We start from the raw sequence: 19777 nt of genomic DNA, 5'->3' as shown, positions 1-19777 counted from the left end.
GCATCAGTCTTACTGCTTGCTGATGAGTGGCTCGAAAACGGATACTGCGCGTCAGCGTTTGGGGGTGTTAGAACAGTCTCAGGATGGGTTTTTTATTTCGGAGATGGATATGCGCTTCCGGGGTCCGGGGGAAGTGTTGGGGAAACGGCAGTCGGGGTTGGCGGATTTTGCGTTGGCGAGTTTGGTAGAAGACCAGGATGTGTTGAATTTGGCGCGGGATGCGGCGGAGAAGATTATACTTCGGGATGAGGCACTGGAGGGTTTGCCGTTGATGCAGGCGGAGTTGGAGTATCGGTATTCTAAGTTAATGGGTGGGGCGATTTTGACGTGATTAACCTTGATTGGCGTTATGTTAATCTTGTAAAGGTCAGGGCTTACGCAAAATTTACCCAGCTAGAAGCTGCAACCACAGAATTGGCGAGATAGTGCCGCTTTTGTTGCTTCTGCTAGCTGCTATGACTGTAGCGATTACTCGCCACATAGAGGAGTGATTATCTTCTTCGTCTTCACCCCACTTTTCCAACCAATTACCATCCACATCTTCGACATAAGCTATTGGTTAGTGTAATTTTAATGAACTCTACCAGGACATGATTATCTACTACATCAGTTCCCTTTTTACCTCTGTTTTGCCAAGTATAGACATTCCGAAAAAACAGCACTTTATGCTGCTTGTAGAACCTCATCTTGATAAAAAGATAACTGACGCAGTTTTTTCCAAAACGCGATCGCTTTTCCTCGCCTATTTTTGGGAAATCCTTTTGAACCTCCGGAACTATTGGACTATAGCTTACAAGTCTCGCCGCGAGAGAATAGTTCTTCCGGGTTCGGGCCAAACGCTAAAAGTTCCTTCCCCACACCACAACTTACCATCCTGCAACGTCTGTCCTGCTACCCAAGCCATTGCTCATAAAATCTGAGACACTTAGGTTAATTTTGGCACAGTCACAAGGAAGACTGGTAGGGTGGCGATCGCACAAGCGCAGCCAACTCCCCTACTGTTATTGTTATCGGCTGACTTAGAGTCTGTGCCTAAGCCCTAAACTCTGAACCATGAACAAAGCTTAATTTGATTTCAAACTCGCTCTGGCTTCCTTAACCATGTCAATTAACGTGTGATGAGCGTCTTCAGAATCTTTCAGGGGACGATCAAATTCAATGCGCAGGGGGGCGGATGTGCCGTTGACTTGTGTCATTAAATTCATTCCCCCAGCATCAATAGAAACCAGTTGGGCTGATTCTGTATCGGGAGAATTGCCAAATGTCCGGGCATAGAGCGCTATAGCATCTGCATGGTCTTCGTTCATGTGCTTGCAAATGCGATCGCTCACTTCAGGTGTAAACGCTTCAGACATGATGTTCCTCTTTAACTTATCAAACTTTCTGTCTAAATCAATAGTAATACAAACTAGAATAATTCAGTATTTATAACTCAGGGTAATGATTAATTATAAAATAAAATAGTTTCCTATTACTAGAATTAACTGGTCATCCAATAAGATTGATAGGTTTCTATAAAATTTTGATAGAATATCTTGGCGGTATTGCTTAATTCTTCGAGGAGGGATAGATCTGCAAAACAGGTGGGTTTAGGAATACCCCAGTCACACAAACCTCCCCAGCCATAAATAATATCGAAAGTGCTTCTAGGAATTTCGGCTCGATATGTACCCCGATGAATTCCCCAGGCATGAAATAAACAGGCATCACCCGCTTTCAACTCAATTCTCTCTCGCCCTGGCATTTCAGATTGGGTCGGATTATTGCCTTTGCGGATAGTCAATTCAGCTTCAGTATCCCAACGCTGATGAGAGCCTGGGACATATTCTAGACGAGTATCATCTTCAAAAGCAACCCGAAAGTGAACACCCGTCATCTGACTCATTCGCTGTTGTTCTAGTTCTGAATAGGGTGCATTAAACTGAGTATCTCGATGCCAAATGCCATCCCAAGATTTCTGTTTTGGTTTGTAGAAGTACTGAGTGTTGTGAAATAGGGGGGATTGACCGGAAATCTGAGTCAGAATGGATAAAATACGAGGTGCGGCGATAAATTCTAAGAGTTTGAGTAAATCTTGGTGGTGATGGATAAAATAGTTCGGCTCAGTGAGAAAAGCGATGTTGGTGGTGTTTTCGTAGCGTTTATCATCAGCAATGATTTGATTGAGGATGCGATCGCAGATTTGTTTTAAGGAAGTTCTCTCGGTTTCATCAATAAAGTCGGGGAAAATAATGTAGCCGTATTGTTCCCAGGTGAGCTTCAGGTTTTTAGAATTCATCTGAACAGAGAAGACAGAAATTCAACACAATCCTAGACTTGAATGAGTGCGATCGCATTCCTACTCTGTTTAAGACGAAGCGATCGCACTTTTGCACCCACTGGTGATGCTCTGTAAAATTACCCTTCTTTAAACTTCAGGGCAGCACCATTCATGCAGTAGCGTTGACCCGTTGGTTTAGGTCCGTCTTCAAACACATGACCTAAATGCCCACCGCAGCGACTGCAATGCACTTCAATTCTGGTCATAAAAAACGACTTGTCTACCGATGTACCGATTCCACCCTCAATGGGGGCAAAGAAACTGGGCCACCCCGTACCGCTATTAAATTTGGTTTCCGACGAAAACAGTGGTAAGTCGCACGCCGCACACACATAAGTGCCTTTGCCATATTGCTTATCCAGGGGACTGGTGTGGGCGCGTTCAGTACCGTGTTTGCGCAGTACGGAGAACTGTTCCGGCGTTAGAATTTTACGCCACTCTTCTTCAGTTTTGGTGAGTTGAAACTCACTATTTGACGTTGCCATAACTTTTGTTCTCCCAGGTAAATAACGTGATAACCATGCTATACCGACTAGTGTTGCACCAGTCTGTACAAGATGCCGCTTCTTCATGATCTCTCATTTAGTTGCTGATTAACCAGTTGATCAAGCCTTGAATAGGGAATGGGGAGTAGGGAATAGTATATTCTACAACTCATTTAGATTGGCTTGAAGAAATGGGAGGTTTGGGGAAGATAAGATTATTTTAGCTGGATCAATGAGTTGAAAGATGAGAAGTCGTTAAGAATTTTATGTGAAAAACCTGATATAGCGGTTCCCAACCTAGTGAGGTATATTGAGTTTTCTTACTCACTCTCTACTCCCCATTCCCCATTCCCTACTCCTAACTCGACTGCACCAGAAAAGTGCATAGCTTCCTCATCGGTGAGAGATATAGCCAGTTAAACCAATCATCCTCTAATTTGCTTAACTAGAACTTTCTCCAGCCCCTATCCGAGCTGCATAGGGTTTTAGTGACGCCTAAATCGATATGATTCAGAACACCTGTGTTTTCTATCTCAAAGTTCAGCGAGTCGAACAAGCCTGCCTGTTTGAGCTGTCTTGGGGACGAGGGCAGCAAATCAGTGTCACTCTTCCGTATCCAGAGAATCTTACACTACTGTATCAAGAGTGGAGTGCAGTTTATCTGAGTTTTTACAAGCAGGCGTTGCGGGGGCGAGTGTCTAATATTGGCAGCTTTGCTGCTCCGCCTGTTGATTGGCACGCCAAACTGGTGCAGGCAGAAGCCAAGCTTTTGTATGAATTTCATCAATGGTTGCGTAGTGCTGAGTTGTTTGAAATTCGTTCTCGCATTGCTCAAACGGCTAGGGATGGGGAACAGGAAGGAAGTTTACTTGCAGTTGAAGTGTTTCTAACCTGCAATCCCATAGAAGTATCACGGTTGCCGTGGGAAGCGTGGGAGATAGGAACGGAGTTTGCCGCAGCCGGTAGAATTCGGATTGTTCGCACACCTGGGATTGTTCAAGGGGTAACGGTGACTTCCAAAACTTGGCGACGTCGGGCGCGGGTTTTAGCGATTTTGGGAGATGATACGGGCTTGAATTTCCAAGCGGATAGGGACGCTGTGCGATCGCTCTTTTCAGTCGCAGATGTTCAGTTTATCGGCTGGCAACCGGGAAAAGAAGCAGATTTATTAAAAAGGGAAATTGTCAATACTATTATAGATGAACAAGGTTGGGATGTATTATTATTCGCAGGTCATAGTCACGAAACAGTACTGACGGGTGGAGAATTAGCGATCGCTCCCGGCGTTTCCCTGAGCTTGAGCGAACTCGAACGCTCCCTCAAAACCGCTAAGGAGCGGGGGTTGCAGTTTGCTCTATTCAACTCCTGCAACGGACTCAGCTTGGCGAATGCCCTGATCGATCTGGGATTGAGTCAGGTGGCGGTGATGCGGGAACCGATTCACAACCAAGTCGCCCAAGAGTTTTTGGTGCAGTTTCTCCAGCATCTGGCACAGCATAAGGATGTTCATGAATCACTACTAGCTGCGTGTCAGTATCTCAAATTAGAGAAGCACCTCACCTACCCCAGCGCTTACCTAATTCCGTCTCTATTTCGTCATGCCGACGCGCCACCGTTTCGGATCGAACCCTTTGGAGTCAAGGAAAAGCTCAAGCGCTGGTTGCCGACGAAAAAAGAAGCGATCGCATTAGCAGCCTTAGTCTTTGCAAGCTGGCAACTACCAGTGCAAGACTTTTTGTTAGAGCAACGGGTACTAGCTCAAGCATACTACCGCCAGCTTACTAATCAAGTCCCAACAACCCAGCAACCCCCTGTTCTGTTAGTGCAGATTGATGAAGAGTCTATCAAAAAAGCAGGAATTTCTGACCCCAAACCCATGAATCGCCGCTATCTGGCGCAAATCGTTGACAAGCTAACCGAGAGTAATACCAAAGTGATCGGTATTGATTATCTTCTCGATCGCTATCAAAAGGAAAACGACCAAAAACTGGCTGAATCCTTCAGCGCTGCTGTGGAAAAGCCAAGAAGTTGGCTGGTATTTGGAACTAAACGTAAAGATGGGGGAGGTTGGTTTGAGATACTGCCCGAGTTTGCCAATCCCAATTGGAGTTTGCAAGGTGATGTCATGGTTCTTTTCGGGAATCAGATATCCCACATAACTTTAGTACCGAGGAAGTATTCCGATTCTCGGAACTTGCCGTTTTCCTATCTCCTGGCGTTAGCCTATCAGCTCAACTTCGAGCAATCGAATAAACCGCCTCAACCCCAGTTACAATCTTCAATGAACTGGCTATCTGAACTGAAAGCCTATGTCAGTGATACGACGGGTGAGGATTATAAAGAAATTTTTTCTCCTACAGCACGTTTGCAGCCTCTAACTAACCTTTCTTATCAATACCATCAGAGATGGCTGCACCCGATTATTGACTTCTCAATTCCTCCCAATCGCGTTTATGAACGCCTCCCAGCTTGGCAATTGCTGGAAGAGCCAATAAATTCTTTAAAACTCGACTCTAATCAGCAGCCGATTGTCATTATTGCAGCAGGAGGCTATGGCGAAGCGGGTGCTGGCGCAGAGGGAGAGGATAATTTTCCAGTACCAAAAGCTCTAGCTTACTGGCGTTCTCAGGAGAATCCACCAGATAGGCGTCAGGTGTTTCCTGGTGGTGAAGTTCACGCCTACCTAACCCATCATTTCTTAACTCAGCGGTTGGTTGTACCGATTCCTGATCTTTGGTTGCTGGGAATTGCCGTCTTATTGGGAAAAGGAACAGTACTGGCATTTGAGCAGGTAAAAGGAAAACGCCAAAAGAAAGATAGGCTTTTGCTCATTTTCTTCCCTTCTGGAAAAGGCAAATGGATACTACTGATGACGGGCGTCACGGTAATTTACGGACTGGCTAGCTTACAAGTTTACGTTACTGGGGCAGTACTATTACCTTGGTTCATACCTGCAACGGCATTTTGGACTTACATTCTCCTAAACTTATTAGAGAGCAAATCTCATGTCTAAGCTCAACTGGGTATTATCTACTTTATTAGTGACAGGGATAGTGGTTTCTGGTTTGCCCATCCAATCCTCATTAACAGCCACGGCACAAACCAATCGGTTTCGTGCTTGGCAGAAGATATTTCAGGACTTCTTCCAACGCCAAGAAGATAACCCACCTCCAGGAACACCCGGACAAGGTATTGCACGGGGAGATTTATGTATGATCGCACCGTTAAGCGCAAACACTAATACAGAAGTTTGGAGCGATCGCCCTTTATTCATTTGGCAGGGAAATGTGGGTAAAATTGGCGTGCGTCTCTCAGGTAGCGAGGATATTCTCTGGAGTCAAGCTGTGGCGTCAGCAGATAACCCCGTTGCCTATACTGGAGAACCTTTACAACCCGGTCAAATTTACCAATGGCTGATTTTTGATCAGGAGAGTGACTCAATACCTAAGCTTTTCGTTCCGTTTAAAGTCATGGATGATGAGGAACGCGATCGTATCCGGGTACGATTAATCATTTTGGAACAGGAACTCAAGGAACAAGGCGCTACCCCGGAAGAAACGGCTTTGGCTAGAGCCAATTACTTTGCTCAAAAGGGACTTTGGTCGGATGTTTTTCAGGAAGTCTACAGCTTAGAAAATCCCCCTGAAGCGGTTGAGGAAGTTATCCAGCGAATTCCTGATCAGTTGTGTATGTAATATAAATTGGCGTTCGAGAAACTCTCAAGTAATCAAATATCATGCAGGAGAAGCCGCTAATTCTTGACTGCGCCCAAGGAGACTCCATTGCACAATATTTTCCTCGTCCCTCTTTACTCTCAAGCCATCAAGCTCAATGGAACGGGATGTATCTTGAGTTTCAGTGTCAGCCTCCGATGGAAGTCCCTGAATATTCCTACCAGCAACATATCATTACGATTCCAACTCGATACGGCGTTGAGGTTGAGGAAATTGTAGAGGGAAAGACTCAGGCGACTTCATTTCAGGCAGGCGATATCAATGTTGCCCCTTTAAGCCTTCCCCGTCGGTATCGATGGCAGCAAGAATTTGAGGGGATTCATTTAATCCTAGAGCCTGAGTTGATCAACTATGCTGCTCCTGAATTAGTCGATCCAGATATCATCGAGCTAGTGCCGCACTTTATCCAAGCCGATCCGCTCATTCATCAAATAGCGATCGCTCTAAAAACTGAGCTGGAGAGGAATGGCTCTGGCAGTAAGCTCTATGCAGAATCAGCGGCAACATTCTTAGCAGTTCACCTGCTACAGCATTACTCCACCGTAAAGCCCTGTTGCCAGAGGCAGGAAGGCGGTTTATCGCACTGTAAGCTTAAGCAAGCGGTGGACTATATTCACGATCATTTGGCAGAAGAGATTTGTCTTGATGAACTAGCAGGTTATTTAGGGCTGAGTCGCTACTATTTTTGCCGCCTATTCAAACAATCTACTGGGTTGAGTCCGTACCAATATGTGATTCAATGCCGAGTTGAGCGGGCAAAATACCTGCTCAAAAAAGGTGATTTGAGCCTCGCAGACATTTCAGTTGCTTGTGGATTTACTCATCAAAGCCACCTCCATCGCCACTTCAAGCGGTTAACTGGGGTAACACCCAAGCAGTTTCTGAGTTTGTAGCAAGACTACTTAGTTAAGAATGATTAAGGATGAATCAGACCATGCAAACTCAGTCCTACACTCTCGATCTCTCCAAGGAGAAAGCTCTTTCACAGGCGGTTCCCATTCCCTCTTTACTATCAAGCCATTCCGCACAATGGCAAGGAATGTATCTTGAATTCCATCGGTTACCGTCGTTTGAAGTGCCAGAATCTACTTGTCAGCAACACTTGATTACAATTCCTACAGTCAATGGGCTTGCGGTGGAGCAAAGGATTGAGGGGAAAAAAAGCGATCTTATATTCCATCCTGGGGATCTGTGCATTTCACCGATGGGAAAAACTTGGCAATGTCGGTGGGATGAAGAGCTTGAGGCTATTCAGTTAAGTTTTGAACCAAACTTTATCAATCATGCAGCGCATGAGCTGATTGATCCAGATCAGTTTGAGTTAGTCTGCTATCCTCAAATCACCGATCCGCTGATTTATCACTTGGGAATCGCGTTGAAAGGAGAGCTGGAGAGGAATGGCTCCGGCAGTAAGCTCTATGCAGAATCAGCAGCAACCTTTTTGGCGGTTCACCTACTGCGAAACTATACCGCTCGTAAACCCAAGTGTAAATGGCATACAGGCGGTTTATCGCCCTGTCAGTTTAAGCAAGCGATGGACTATATTAACGCTCACTTAGCAGAAGATATTTGCCTTGATGAAGTCGCAGGTTATTTGGGGCTGAGTCGCTACTATTTTTGCCGCCTCTTCAAACAATCCACTGGGCTGAGTCCTTACCAATATGTGATTCAATGCCGAGTCGAGCGGGCTAAACAATTGCTCAGAAAAGGCGGTTTGAGTTTGGGGGAAATTGCTGTAGACTGTGGCTTCTCTCATCAAAGCCATCTCCACCGTCACTTTAAGCGTTTGACGGGAGTAACTCCAACACGATTTATTAACTCATAGCAAGAATGTGTACAAATAGCACGATTGTGCAAGACTTCTTCGGGTTGATGTAATAAGGTTGAATCTAACTCAGTCGAGCCACTGAATCTTGATTCATTTTTCACAAAGGATGTTATGAAGATGAGGAACTGTTGAGCATGATCAATCCCAAACTCTGGCAACCGTTGGATGATCAACAGTAGAGCATAGGATCGTTCCCCATGACTACAGTGGCTAATTCCAACATCGCCTCCGTCATTCCCGGACTACAAGAACTCTGGGAAGTAACACTGGGCAACGAACAGATTCTCACCGCGATTCTGGATGGAGGTGTGGATCACTCCCATCCCAGTCTTGCAGGTGCGAAACTCACTCAGCTAGATTCCCTTGTCCCGAAGGTTGCTAGCCAAGGTTTAGCCACTCAGCATGGCACCCATGTTGCCAGTATTATTTTCGGTCAGCATGATGGAGGCGTTCAAGGCATTGCTCCTCAGTGTCGGGGTTTATCGATTCCCATCTTCACCGATGGAAAAGACAACTCAATTGCACCTTGCTCCCAGATTGATTTAGCCAGAGTGATACTTTTAGCTGCCAATCAGGGTGTTCACATCATCAACATTAGCGGTGGACAACTAACTCCTAGTGGAGAAGCCGATCCACTTCTGGCAAATGCGGTTCGCCATTGTGCAGAGCAAAACATTCTGATTATTGCGGCAGTCGGCAACGATGGATGTGACTGTCTCCATATCCCTGGAGCGATTCCCTCGGTTCTGGCGGTGGGGGCAATGAATGCCGAAGGTACACCGTTGGACTTTAGCAATTGGGGAGAAAAGTATCAGACTCAAGGTATTTTAGCCCTCGGTGAAGCGATCGCGGGTGCAAAGGTGGGAGGAGGGATTACAGCCCACACGGGTACGAGTTACGCGACGGCAATTGTTTCCGGTGTTGCCGCTCTACTGCTGAGTCTCCAGGTAAAACAAGATCAAACCCCCAACCCTCAAGCGGTTCGGGCTGCCATTTTGCAAAGTGCGATCGCTTGTGACACTCAACCCGCTCCTGATTGTCGTCGTATTTTAGCAGGTCGTCTCAACGTTAGAGGAGCCATGTCAATTATTCTTCAACAGGGAGAAACTATGGATGAAAATCTAGAAGAATCAGCAACGGTTGAATCTGCACCAATTAAAGTGACGAATCAACCGCCACTTTCAGCTCAACCTCAAATCCCTGCCGTGCAAGCAGCAACCTACACTCCCCCATCTTCTGAGGTGATGCCTCAACCCGTACAAATTCAAGGTTCACCACCTCAGTCGCAAGCTCAGGCGAATCCCAGTGCGATATCTCCTGCGGCGTGTAGTTGTGAGGGTGGCAGTAGCGCACCAGCACAGTTGGTCTATGCTTTAGGACAGGTAGGCTATGACTTCGGCACCGAAGCCCGTCGGGACTCGATCCAACAACACATGGGTGAGGGGGCGAATCCTCAAGATCCTCGGCAACTGTTGGCATATTTGGATGAAAATCCTTGGGACACAGAATCCATTCTTTGGACGGTGAACTGGGATACAACACCCGTCTACGCCATTCAACCTCAAGGTGCTTATGCGGCACAGGGATATGAACGGTTGCGACAGTTTCTCAGGGAGCAATTAGAAGAAGGTGTTGAGCGCATTTCAGTTCCTGGTATAATCACAGGACAAGTAATGCTGATGTCCGGGCGAGTTGTCCCTATCATTCTGCCGACGCTTCGCTGTATGTATAGCTGGACAACATCAGCATTGATTGAAGTGATATGTGGGAGTGAACCCGATGAGTCAGCAGCCCAAGGGGTTACAAACTTCTTGGAGAAGATTTATTACGAACTGCGGAATCTGGGGATAACTCCTCAAGAACGAGCCATCAATTACTCAGCCACGAATGCTCTTAATGCGGAACGCATCTTTGAATGTGCCATTCGAGAGGAGATGGATCTCGACACGATAGAGGTAGAACCCAGTCCTCTGTGCCGTCCGGGTTCTGAGTGCTGGGATGTGAAGCTGACGTTTTTTAATCCCAGACTAGTGTTTCAACAAGCCCGGAAATGCTATCGCTTCACAGTCGATGTGAGTGATGTTTGTCCGGTGAGTGTGGGGAGAGTGCGATCGTGGTTTGTGCGGTAGTGAATCTCATGAATTCTTTATCATTCTAGAACAACTACAATTTTCAGGAGAAAACAAAGATGAGACTTCCTATTCAATCAGAGAGTGTTGGGAGCAATACCTCTGTAAGACCTATTGCAATCAGTGCAGTTTATCCTTCTCAAGTTCATTCTAATCCTAATTCGCCTCGGCGTTGCCGCTATTTGTGCAGTTGGCGTTATCTGCGAGTTTCTGGGCGGTGGGTGAGGAGATGCGGCTGGAGGTGTTAACATTTTTCATTCCCAGATGAGTGTTTCAACAAGCCAGGAAAGTTTATCGCTTCACAGTTGATGTGAGTGATGTGTGTTCAATGAGTGTGGGGAGAGTGCGATCGTGGTTTGTTAGATAACGAGTCTCTACTGTTAGAGAATTTTTCGTGTTATCTTCATGTCCAATTTTTCATGTAGGAGAATAGTAAAAAATGAGACTTCCCATCCAATCTCAATTTATTGAACGAAAATCGATTCAAGTTTCAATAAATTCTTCAATTTATCCACAGCAATTTGATTTTACAATAGAAGAATTAGAACCGGAACCGGAGGAAGGACAAGTTATTTGTCAGGGAACCGCCGAGTTAGACACAAGTACGGGTAAACTCACTTGTAAAGGTAGATTAACAATTGAGACTTGAGGAGTAGGACTTTCGTTTAGAGAGTGCGATCGCCAATTTGTAGGGTGCGTTGTCCATCAGACAAACGCACCAATTGTATCAATATTGTATCCAGCAATCCAAATTAACAGTTTAGTTAGCTTTTCCTCGCTGGGTGGGAGCGATCGCTCTTATCGTTGCTCCAGTGCGATCGCTAATCTTGTAGGGTGCGTTGTCCATTGGACAAACGCACCAACCTAGTTCGGGCAGGATGGGCGATCGCCTACCTTGCTTTTTGTATAAGGTAACACTGAAGCCATATATAGCATTTCTCAGGGTTGTGAGGTACACCCTGATGAAGGCAGGGAGTAGGGAATAAGACTGTACCTCATGTAATTGAGAACCGCTATAGTAAGTTCTTGGGCTACCCTTAGAAATACAACTGATAAGGCAATTGTGCGATGAGTATCGTTATTTCAGACGAAATCCTACAAGCGTCTAGGCTTACCCCAAGTGAGTTTCGCCAGGAAATTGCACTATACCTGTTCCAAACAGGTTACTTAACACTGGGATATGCCAGCCGACTAGCACAGATGCAACCCAACGACTTTCGCCAACTTCTCAAGCAGCGCAAAATTCCGCTCTACTCTTACGACGTTGAAGACTTTGAATTGGATTTAAAAAACTTGCGGGAGTTAGGACGGCTTTGATCGTCATCAGCGATACCTCGGCAATCACAAATTTGGCAGCAATTCAACACCTACAGCTTTTGCCCCAACTCTACGATCGAGTCATCATTCCCGAAGCTGTGTATCGTGAACTGACAGATATAGATCCTTCTGTTCCCGGAACTTTTGAAGTTCAATTGGCTTCCTGGCTGGACGTTAGGCAAGTGGTTAACCGTGAGGTAGTTGGGCATCTTCTAAACGAGGTAAAGTTAGATCCTGGAGAATCGGAGGCGATTGCTCTTGCCTTGGAACTCGGTGCTGATTTACTGTTAATTGATGAGCGTCGTGGTCGAACAGAAGCCGATCGCTTGGGCTTGAGGATTACCGGATTGCTGGGTATTTTAATTGAGGCGAAACACCAAAATCTAATCGTTTCCGTCAAGCCGTTGATCGATGCTTTGATTGCCACATCAGAGTTTAGAGTATCTCCAACCCTATACAATCAGATTTTAGAAATGGTAGATGAATCTTAATCTCACAGGGCAGTTATCGATAGTTAATCAGCCTTCCTAATGAAATATGCCTGCGTCCAACAACATAGTGAAGAAGATTGTGGTGCAGCTTGTCTCGCCACGATCGCTCTTTTCGTTGCCCAAGAGGGGAGGTGCGTGAAGCGTTAGCTATCCCGTAGGGAATCGCCCACACTATAATTACTGGCATCTGTGGAAAGCTGGAGTCATTCCCATGTCGTTACAAGAACTCAAAGAACAGGCTTTCAAGTTATCCGTGAACGATCGCCTTGCACTCGTCAATGCGATTATTCAATCTCTGCAAGATACCCTCAATCCACAACTCAAGCGAAAAACCCTGATCAACCAGATGCGAGGATTGTTGAAAACTGATCAGCCACCACCAACTGATGCTCAAATTCAGGCAATCTTGGAAGAACGTCGGGTGGAGAAATATATCCAGTGAGAGTCCTGATCGATACTAATGTTATTTTAGATTATTTACTGGAACGAGAGCCGTTTTTGCAAGATGCAGAATTATTGTTTCAGGCGATCGGTTCTGAGCAGGTTATTGGTTATGTTACGGCAACAACGCTAACTGATATCTTCTACATTGCTAGAAAACAAACTCAGAGTATTGAGCAGGCAAGGCAAGTCATCTCTATTACACTGGCAGTGATGGAAATTTGCCCAGTGAATCGCGCTGTATTGGAGGTAGCTTTAACCTCTGGGATAAGAGATTTTGAAGATGCTGTACAGGTTGCTTGTGCAATGGCTCAAAACTTAGATGCAATTATTACTCGTGATACAGAGGATTTTTCTAATGCAACCGTACCCGTTTTATCGGTTAGTCAATTATTGGAACAGTTGGAATAACTCTGTACTTTAATACTAATGCGATCGCTTACCCTCTTTCCACTCTTCTCCACCGGGTAACTGAACTAAACTCTCATCAATTATTCCTGGTAACATCTTTGCCGAATGTTCATAGGTTAAATCGAGCAATCTCTGAGCCGTGATAATTATCTGCGTTCTATCCACCAACTCAGAGAGTTGAAAGGAATTATAGGCACCCTCCATAACTTCCACACTTGCCGGACGAATCGCCGCCTCAATTGCCTCTTCTAGAAAAGGCTCCCATTCATCTTGCTGGATGGCGCTGATACGCTGAATACTAGGATTCAGTCAACTCACATCTTACACTACCCTCCTAGGCGATCGCCTTTCTGATTCCCACTCTGTAAGAACTTATTCCATAAGTCAGGAAAAGCGTAAGCAATCTTCTGTTGCTCTGTTACCTGATTGATGACGCTAAAATTGCAGGCAAATACAATCTAATAAGTTGCAAGACTGGTAATGCCTAGCTCTACTGTTGTTCTCGCAATTTATTTTCAAACTCTCTCAGTGCAATACTGGAACCTGCTTCCCAAGCACGCTCTACATAGTTTGGGATAAGTTGTTTTACAGGAATTCCAGGAAACGTGAGACTGTTAGGGCTTTGTTGATACTGCTGTCCATCAAACAGATAAAGATATAGCACTTTACGCCGATAGATCCAGAGTTCAGGGACACCAATTCCTTGATAATCTTCAGGTTTCGTGGATGAGGTTAGATCTATCTCAAGTGCCAAATCGGGAGGCGGATCGATTTCTAAATCTATCCGTTCTTTGCCTAAAATAGCTTGACGGTTTTGAATGTAAAAGCAGGAATCTGGCTCCAGTCCAGCCTGCTCAAATCGTTTCAGCGTAATTGGATCGAAGCTATCCCAATCTTGTCCTTGGTGTCGCAAGAGAGCCTTTACCAAATCCGAGAGGGTATCGGATTTCTTTCCATGTCCTGGTAAGGGAGCCATGATGCGAATTTCTTGAGTTTCTACGTCGAAATAAATCTTGATAGCTGCCTTGTCTTGGCGACTCTCCAATAGTTTCTCATAGTCCAACCAGGTTTGATGGCGCAGAATTACCTCTCCACCTGGAGGTAAGTCGATTCTGTCGTTGGTAATTGTTAAATGCATGATTCAACCCAGAATTCCCTTAGCTCAAGTATATGTAAAGCGGAAGGACTTAGCCTGTCTCTGGAGCGATCGCTCTTTTGTCCATGAGGTTTGACTTTCATCCGTTGGCTGGGATTTTTATTTTCCCAGAGTGACAGAAGACGGATAAATTCTTCTAGTGCCAGTGCCACTATGCCACTTCGAGATCCCTTGTTGATACCATTACGATGCCTTGTTCGTTGGGGATTTGGGTGTATAATTGCGAAATTTTGGCACATCTGCTAAAACAGCAATAGTGCCAGTTCTGCCTGTTTTAAGGGTAGTATCGCTGAGTAGATCAACAACTTTTACCCCCACAACGTCTTCAATCAAGTCCCTTAACGGATGCTCGATTGCTTGCTCTAAATCGACTCGTACCTGTTCAGTCAGCGTTTCCTGTCCCCGTTCAACCAAGAGTTGTTCGGGTTGGGTTAAGGCATTCTCAATCAGAATCGTGATTCTCTCTCTATCGATAGTCGCTGTGATTTTACTGGGTTGATGTCCTAGGTATTCACGGTATAACGATTGAATTCGCTGTGAGAGCGTTCTTTCCAACTGCCCGCGAGTGGGGAGAATTGTTTCAGTCATAGGTAGAGGGTAGGGATTGCAGGATTGCCCAATCAAATTCCTGACTAATAAGCCTACACTAGGGAATAGGGAATAGGGAATAGGGAATAGGGAATAGGGAATAGGGAATAGGGAATAGGGAATAGGGAATAGGGAATAGGGAGTTGGGGAAGAATTAGCCCAGAAGTTAAAGGTTCAGATTTCCATGGGTAGAAAATAACATCTTCCTAGGAGACGGCTTTCCTCGACGTTTCTAGGTTTCCTTTGCTTATTGAATTCCCTATTCCCTACTCCCTTTCTACCCCCCTCAACGTTTCTGTCCCTCAAGAAAAACTCGAACTCCCTCAAGACAATGTTGAAGTGCTTCGACTAACTCTACTGCTGTCTCCAGACATTTTTCTTGGGCTAACCACTCCAACTGCTGTGCCATTTCTGGCATTTGCCACACACCAGCATTCGCACTAGAACCCTTGAGGCGGTGAGCTTGCTGCTGGATACTGGCAAAATCTTCAGTAGCGATCGCTTCACGAATACCGTTTATTCTATTTTGGGCTTCTTTGATAAAAATTGTGAGAAACTTTTGCTGATAGTCAGGTTTATTTTTAAACAGTTGGCTAAGACGCTCTAAATCGATGGGGCAGTCGGGTTCGCTAAGGGTGGGGCTGGCAGGAAAACGAGCGGGTTTCGCCTGAGCAGTTGAGTCAGTAGGCTTCATCCAATCCTTAGGTAGCGTCAGATTCGTCCATCGCCGCACAATATTTCCTAAGGCTTCTAATTCCACCGGTTTGCTGATATAATCATCCATACCCACTGCCAGACATTTATCCCGATCCGTTGACATTGCACTTGCCGTTAGAGCAATAACAACCGTGTGTCGGTCTGACTGCTCGTGATAGCGCAGCAACCGGGTAGTTTCATAGCCATCTAATATCGGCATCTGGCAATCCATTAAGACAATATCGTAATCATCTTGAGCCAGTCGGTCGAGAACGGCTTGTCCATCAGTAACACAATCGGCTCGATACCCCAAAAGGTTCAGTTGACCAAGAATAACTTGTTGATTGATGGGGTCATCTTCTGCCAATAGAATAGAAACAGATAGAGTAGGTGTCTCAAAACCCTCTTTGTCAGAAGGAATTGGGGTAGAACTGTTAGAACTCTCAACCCTTGCTCCTAGGGCTAAATTCTGCGTTACCGATAATCCCAACGCCCAAACCAGACTTGTGAGCAAGCGCGAAGGAGTAATGGGTTTGACTAGATAGCTAAAGTTTCCCAACTTCAAAAGCTGCTCTGCCCTTTGGCGCTTATTCATACCACTCATCAGCAGGAATTTAGTCTGAGAGTGAGTTGAACTCTTGTGCATGACTCGCAGAAATGCCACACTCTCTGCATCCAGAAGGTTTTCTTCAACCAGGACAATATCATAGGGCTGGTTTCGGGCTTCCGCCATTTCCCAAGCAGTTAGTGCGGCAGCAGTCGTTTCCACCTCGTCAACCTCAATCTCCCAAGTGCGAGCCAGATAAATCACAGACTGACGCACCAGAGAACTACCATCAACAACCAATAATTTCAAGCCAGCTAACTCGACAGGAACTGGGTTGGGTTCGCTGATCTGAGATTTACCAAACTCAGCCGTAAACCAAAAGGTTGAGCCTTCACCGAGATTGCTTTCTAGAGCAATTTCACCCCTCATCAACTTGACAAATTTCCGGCAAATCGAAAGCCCCAGACCGGTGCCTCCGTATTTGTGAGCAGCGGGTGTATTTCCTTGTACGAATGGCTCGAATAGCTTGGGTTGCAAATCTGGGGCAATGCCAATGCCCGTATCTTTGACTGCAAAACGAATTTTAACCGTTTGGTCAGTTTCAGACTGCAACAGGACATGAATCAGCACGCTCCCTGCTTCGGTAAATTTAATGGCATTGCTGACCAGATTCAGCAGAACTTGGCGCAACCGCACCGCATCCCCATTAAGCTGTCTGGGTATGGCGCTATCCATCCAAATAGCCAGCTCTAACCCTTTGTCTTCCGCTTTGGCAGCGAGCAAATCGACAACCGTACCCAAGCAGCCATCCAAGTCAAAATCGAGGTGTTCTAGCTGGGTTTCCCCTGCTTCCAACTTCGATAGGTCGAGGATATCGTTGATAACGGTTAATAGATGTTTGGCGCTGCGAGAGATGGTGCGGCTATAGTCTTGTTGTTGTAGAGTCAGGTTTGTTCTCTGAAGCAATTCCACCATCCCCAGCACGCCATTCATGGGAGTGCGAATCTCATGACTCATTTGAGCCAGAAACTGGGATTTAGACTGAGAGGCTTGTAGCGCCGCTTCTCGTGCCTCTACTAATGCTGCTTCCTGAGTTTTTCGTTCTGTAATATCTTGACCACTAGCAATAATACCAATCGCATTGCCCCACTCGTCAAGCCAAGGAGTAACGTGCCATAAGAGGACGCGCTCTTGACCATCAGAGGTAAATACGGGATGCTCTAGAGGATAAGCCGTTTTCTGAGCTAAAACTTGCTGGCAGTTTGCCGCAACGGTATCTCGCACTACTTTTGGCAACAACGTTAAATAATTCCTGCCAAGGACTTCGTGCCGCTGCCACCCATAAATCTGCTCAGTTGCCTGATTCCATTCCAAAATGCGATAACTGGGTGAAAGGCAAATAATAGCGTTACCCGCCATTTGCACGACTGACTGCCACCGATTTCGTGTCTCCGGTTCGTTGGGTTCAGGAGACAGCAGCCGCTTCTGCCACCGCTGTAGCATCAGCAGTACAGCCGTGATGAGAGACAGGGTTACACCAAAGGTGACAGATAAATTGTTTGTGATTAACGCCAATGTCTTGAGCATCTCCTATGACCCTGTCATAACCTTAACGGTTGCTTCTGGATAGGTGACGTGACGCTAACTCTAGTCCGATACTTTTGCTTTGTAAGAGTTCGGAGTAGAGGCGCTGCCAGCTTCCGTTAGTACGCTCACTTCAGTATCTAGAGGCAGACTCATCAAGGAACGAAGCCTTAGTCAGTCGAGCTGGTTTACTCGATAACAAGAATTGCTATAAGCTCGGCACTAGTTCATTAGTCTTACGCCCGTTATTCTAGAGGAACTGATGGAGCAAACAGCCTTAGTAGACTCAGGGAATAGTTTTTATGGCTACATCCAAAGGTCTACACTACTTTGTCAATCTTCACTCGCAAAATTGTAGCATCATCAGGAATTAAAAAACAGGGGTATCTAAGAGACTGTTTCTCACATACACAAGTGTAAATATTTAGAATTGCATTGTTTTTTGAGGAGTCAATTTCTAGCGTTCACTGAAACATTTAGGCGGAGAATAGTATTCAAAGGTTAGATAAAAAGCTTTTCTTTTAATAGAGCGAACATAAAAACAATACTCCAGTAGAAGCAGCGTGAGTTTAGCTAACTAGACTGAATTCCTCAGTTATTGTCTCTGATTTTCTCCCGTAAGTCCTCACCCTAGGGGTATAGTTAATCTCTATCTCTAGGGGTAAATTCCCTACGCCAGTCTGAATATTAGCTTTTATCTTAGTCTAACCAATCTCTCATCTCTTCCTCCCAAAATCTAGCTAGAAGCTGATTTTGCCCACGGCTCGAAGCTGATAGGCTGGCAGAACAATAGCTTAATTTATGGATACCTACATTCTTAACCTGCTTGTCGTTGGCTTGCTCCTGCTTGCAGTCACTCTAGGATCAGGTTGGATTTCACGCTTGCCTCTTTCCTATGCCCTAATTTACCTGCTCGTTGGCATCTTTCTTGGACCTTACGGTGTTGGACTCATTCAATTGCGACCCAAGGCGGAATTTTTAGAACGGCTGACCGAGTTAGTGGTCATTATCTCCGTATTTGGTTGCGGCTTGAAAATGAACCGCGTCGTACAATTATGGGCGTGGAACACGACAGCACGGCTAATCGGGTTTTTAATGCCTATTTCGATTTTTGCTCTTGCTAGTGTCGGTCATTGGCTTCTCGGTTGGGGTTGGGGGGCTGCTATTTTATTCGGAGCTATTTTAGCACCTACTGACCCCGTTTTAGCGTCAGAAGTTCAGCTATTTGATATTGAAGATAACGATGAGTTACGATTTGGGTTGACCTCTGAAGGGGGGTTGAATGATGCGTTAGCGTTTCCCTTTGTCTATTTTGGAATTCACTGGCTTGAGGACAATAACTGGGAAAATTGGTTTAAACAGTGGGTTGCTATTGACTTAGTTTGGGCAATTGCTGCTGGTATTGTTATGGGTTTTTTAGTCGCCAAAGTTATCGTGTGGATCGATAGACGACTGCGACGCCGACGCCTAATTGATGCGTTGATGGAAGATTTTCTTGCCCTGAGTACTGTTTTACTGACCTATGGCTTAACGGAAGTCGTCAATGGCTATGGTTTTCTGGCTGTTTTTGTCGCTGGCGTTGTAGTCCAAGCCAGTTATTACTGCGAACCAGACAAGCGTATTGCGCAATTAGAATTTATTGAACAAATTGAAAAACTCCTGGAAATTGGCACGATTTTACTCCTTGGTTCAATGCTGTTATTCGAGCCAATGCTCAAGTATGCACCTCAGACTTTATTGGTTGCTTTTTTGTTGTTTTTTATCATTCGTCCACTTGGGGTTGAATTCAGTATGCTGGGTAGTTTTCTCCCCCTACAAACCCGCCTACTCTTTGGTTGGTTTGGGATTCGTGGCATTGGTTCTCTCTACTACCTAACCTATGCTTTAAGTAAAGGGTTAGAAGGAGAAATCGGCGAGCAAATTGCCTGGATTACCTTGAGTATCGTTTGCATCTCTGTAATTGGACATGGAATTAGTGCAACACCTTTGATGAACTGGTATGGGAGTAGGGAGTCTAAGGGAGTGGGGAGTGGGGAGTAGGGCTGTCTCT

21 protein-coding genes and 1 pseudogene are annotated in these 19777 nt (G+C 45.5%); 14 read left to right on the top strand and 8 right to left on the bottom strand.

All coding sequences use genetic code 11. The annotated features are described in order from the left end of the window. Positions 1-331: pseudogene (locus tag IQ257_RS23730) on the top strand (DNA helicase RecG); the annotation flags it as partial. A 733-nt stretch (positions 332-1064) separates the two neighbouring features. On the opposite strand, the gene IQ257_RS23725 reads toward IQ257_RS23730, so the two are convergent. The 3 genes from IQ257_RS23725 to msrB all read right to left on the bottom strand — a co-directional run bounded on the left by IQ257_RS23725 (position 1065) and on the right by msrB (position 2892). After that, entirely contained in the window at positions 1065-1355 is a 291-nt protein-coding gene (locus tag IQ257_RS23725; protein ID WP_193877802.1) for a DUF2470 domain-containing protein, read from the bottom strand. A 125-nt stretch (positions 1356-1480) separates the two neighbouring features. Next, the gene (locus IQ257_RS23720) at positions 1481-2278 is read right to left on the bottom strand and encodes a phytanoyl-CoA dioxygenase family protein (protein ID WP_193877799.1); all 798 of its coding nucleotides are present in this window, start codon (positions 2276-2278) and stop codon (positions 1481-1483) included. Positions 2279-2397: 119 nt separating this feature from the next. Next, entirely contained in the window at positions 2398-2892 is a 495-nt protein-coding gene (gene msrB, locus IQ257_RS23715; RefSeq protein ID WP_193877797.1) for a peptide-methionine (R)-S-oxide reductase MsrB, read from the bottom strand. A 418-nt stretch (positions 2893-3310) separates the two neighbouring features. On the opposite strand from msrB, the gene IQ257_RS23710 reads away from it, so the two are divergent. The 7 genes from IQ257_RS23710 to IQ257_RS23685 all read left to right on the top strand — a co-directional run bounded on the left by IQ257_RS23710 (position 3311) and on the right by IQ257_RS23685 (position 11145). Beyond that, positions 3311-5818 (top strand): CHASE2 domain-containing protein, encoded by a 2508-nt coding sequence (locus IQ257_RS23710; RefSeq protein ID WP_193877795.1) that lies wholly within the window; start codon positions 3311-3313, stop codon positions 5816-5818. Beyond that, positions 5811-6500 (top strand): hypothetical protein, encoded by a 690-nt coding sequence (locus IQ257_RS23705; protein WP_193877793.1) that lies wholly within the window; start codon positions 5811-5813, stop codon positions 6498-6500. The genes IQ257_RS23710 and IQ257_RS23705 overlap by 8 nt, the downstream gene beginning before the upstream one ends. A gap of 41 nt (positions 6501-6541) precedes the next feature. After that, the gene (locus tag IQ257_RS23700) at positions 6542-7432 is read left to right on the top strand and encodes a helix-turn-helix transcriptional regulator (protein ID WP_193877791.1); all 891 of its coding nucleotides are present in this window, start codon (positions 6542-6544) and stop codon (positions 7430-7432) included. A gap of 29 nt (positions 7433-7461) precedes the next feature. Continuing rightward, a complete protein-coding gene (locus IQ257_RS23695; protein ID WP_193877789.1) occupies positions 7462-8364 on the top strand; it encodes an AraC family transcriptional regulator in 903 nt (300 codons plus the stop codon). A gap of 200 nt (positions 8365-8564) precedes the next feature. Further along, complete coding sequence (locus tag IQ257_RS23690) at positions 8565-10496, top strand: PatA/PatG family cyanobactin maturation protease (protein ID WP_193877788.1); 1932 nt, start codon at positions 8565-8567, stop codon at positions 10494-10496. Positions 10497-10764: 268 nt separating this feature from the next. Further along, a complete protein-coding gene (locus IQ257_RS31670; RefSeq protein ID WP_416207935.1) occupies positions 10765-10863 on the top strand; it encodes a hypothetical protein in 99 nt (32 codons plus the stop codon). Positions 10864-10935: 72 nt separating this feature from the next. After that, positions 10936-11145 (top strand): hypothetical protein, encoded by a 210-nt coding sequence (locus IQ257_RS23685; RefSeq protein ID WP_193877786.1) that lies wholly within the window; start codon positions 10936-10938, stop codon positions 11143-11145. 111 nt (positions 11146-11256) lie between these two features. Here IQ257_RS23685 and IQ257_RS23680 read toward each other — a convergent pair whose 3' ends face one another. Continuing rightward, on the bottom strand, positions 11257-11454 hold the full coding sequence (locus IQ257_RS23680) for a hypothetical protein (protein ID WP_193877784.1): 198 nt from the start codon (positions 11452-11454) through the stop codon (positions 11257-11259). A 110-nt stretch (positions 11455-11564) separates the two neighbouring features. Here IQ257_RS23680 and IQ257_RS23675 point away from each other — a divergent pair, with 110 nt between their 5' ends. The 5 genes from IQ257_RS23675 to IQ257_RS23655 all read left to right on the top strand — a co-directional run bounded on the left by IQ257_RS23675 (position 11565) and on the right by IQ257_RS23655 (position 13156). Beyond that, entirely contained in the window at positions 11565-11813 is a 249-nt protein-coding gene (locus tag IQ257_RS23675; protein ID WP_193877782.1) for a UPF0175 family protein, read from the top strand. After that, positions 11810-12304, top strand: coding sequence for a DUF3368 domain-containing protein (locus IQ257_RS23670; protein ID WP_193877780.1), 495 nt, complete (start codon positions 11810-11812; stop codon positions 12302-12304). Before IQ257_RS23675 ends, IQ257_RS23670 begins: the two co-directional genes overlap by 4 nt. 39 nt (positions 12305-12343) lie before the next feature. After that, positions 12344-12451 carry a cysteine peptidase family C39 domain-containing protein gene (locus tag IQ257_RS31665; RefSeq protein WP_193877779.1) on the top strand — a complete coding sequence of 36 codons (108 nt, stop codon included), beginning with the start codon at positions 12344-12346 and terminating at the stop codon, positions 12449-12451. A gap of 64 nt (positions 12452-12515) precedes the next feature. Next, complete coding sequence (locus IQ257_RS23660; RefSeq protein ID WP_193877777.1) at positions 12516-12746, top strand: hypothetical protein; 231 nt, start codon at positions 12516-12518, stop codon at positions 12744-12746. Further along, positions 12743-13156, top strand: a complete 414-nt coding sequence (locus IQ257_RS23655) for a putative toxin-antitoxin system toxin component, PIN family (protein WP_193877775.1) — start codon at positions 12743-12745, stop codon at positions 13154-13156. Before IQ257_RS23660 ends, IQ257_RS23655 begins: the two co-directional genes overlap by 4 nt. A 15-nt stretch (positions 13157-13171) precedes the next feature. Here IQ257_RS23655 and IQ257_RS23650 read toward each other — a convergent pair whose 3' ends face one another. From IQ257_RS23650 to IQ257_RS23635, 4 genes are all read right to left on the bottom strand, one after another. Continuing rightward, positions 13172-13360 carry a hypothetical protein gene (locus tag IQ257_RS23650; protein WP_193877773.1) on the bottom strand — a complete coding sequence of 63 codons (189 nt, stop codon included), beginning with the start codon at positions 13358-13360 and terminating at the stop codon, positions 13172-13174. Positions 13361-13646: 286 nt separating this feature from the next. Next, positions 13647-14294 (bottom strand): Uma2 family endonuclease, encoded by a 648-nt coding sequence (locus IQ257_RS23645; protein ID WP_193877771.1) that lies wholly within the window; start codon positions 14292-14294, stop codon positions 13647-13649. A gap of 201 nt (positions 14295-14495) precedes the next feature. Next, complete coding sequence (locus tag IQ257_RS23640; protein WP_193877769.1) at positions 14496-14900, bottom strand: DUF2294 domain-containing protein; 405 nt, start codon at positions 14898-14900, stop codon at positions 14496-14498. Positions 14901-15186: 286 nt separating this feature from the next. Then, on the bottom strand, positions 15187-17730 hold the full coding sequence (locus IQ257_RS23635) for a PAS domain-containing hybrid sensor histidine kinase/response regulator (RefSeq protein WP_193877767.1): 2544 nt from the start codon (positions 17728-17730) through the stop codon (positions 15187-15189). 798 nt (positions 17731-18528) lie between these two features. Here IQ257_RS23635 and IQ257_RS23630 point away from each other — a divergent pair. Further along, positions 18529-19767: a cation:proton antiporter gene (locus IQ257_RS23630; protein ID WP_193877765.1), complete on the top strand. Its 1239-nt coding sequence runs from the start codon at positions 18529-18531 to the stop codon at positions 19765-19767. Positions 19768-19777: the final 10 nt, after the last annotated feature.

Source organism: Coleofasciculus sp. LEGE 07092 (assembly GCF_015207375.1).
Classification (GTDB): domain Bacteria; phylum Cyanobacteriota; class Cyanobacteriia; order Cyanobacteriales; family Coleofasciculaceae; genus LEGE-07092.
The sequence above is the reverse complement of the archived record's forward strand: the minus strand, read 5'-3'. Positions and strand labels throughout refer to the sequence as shown.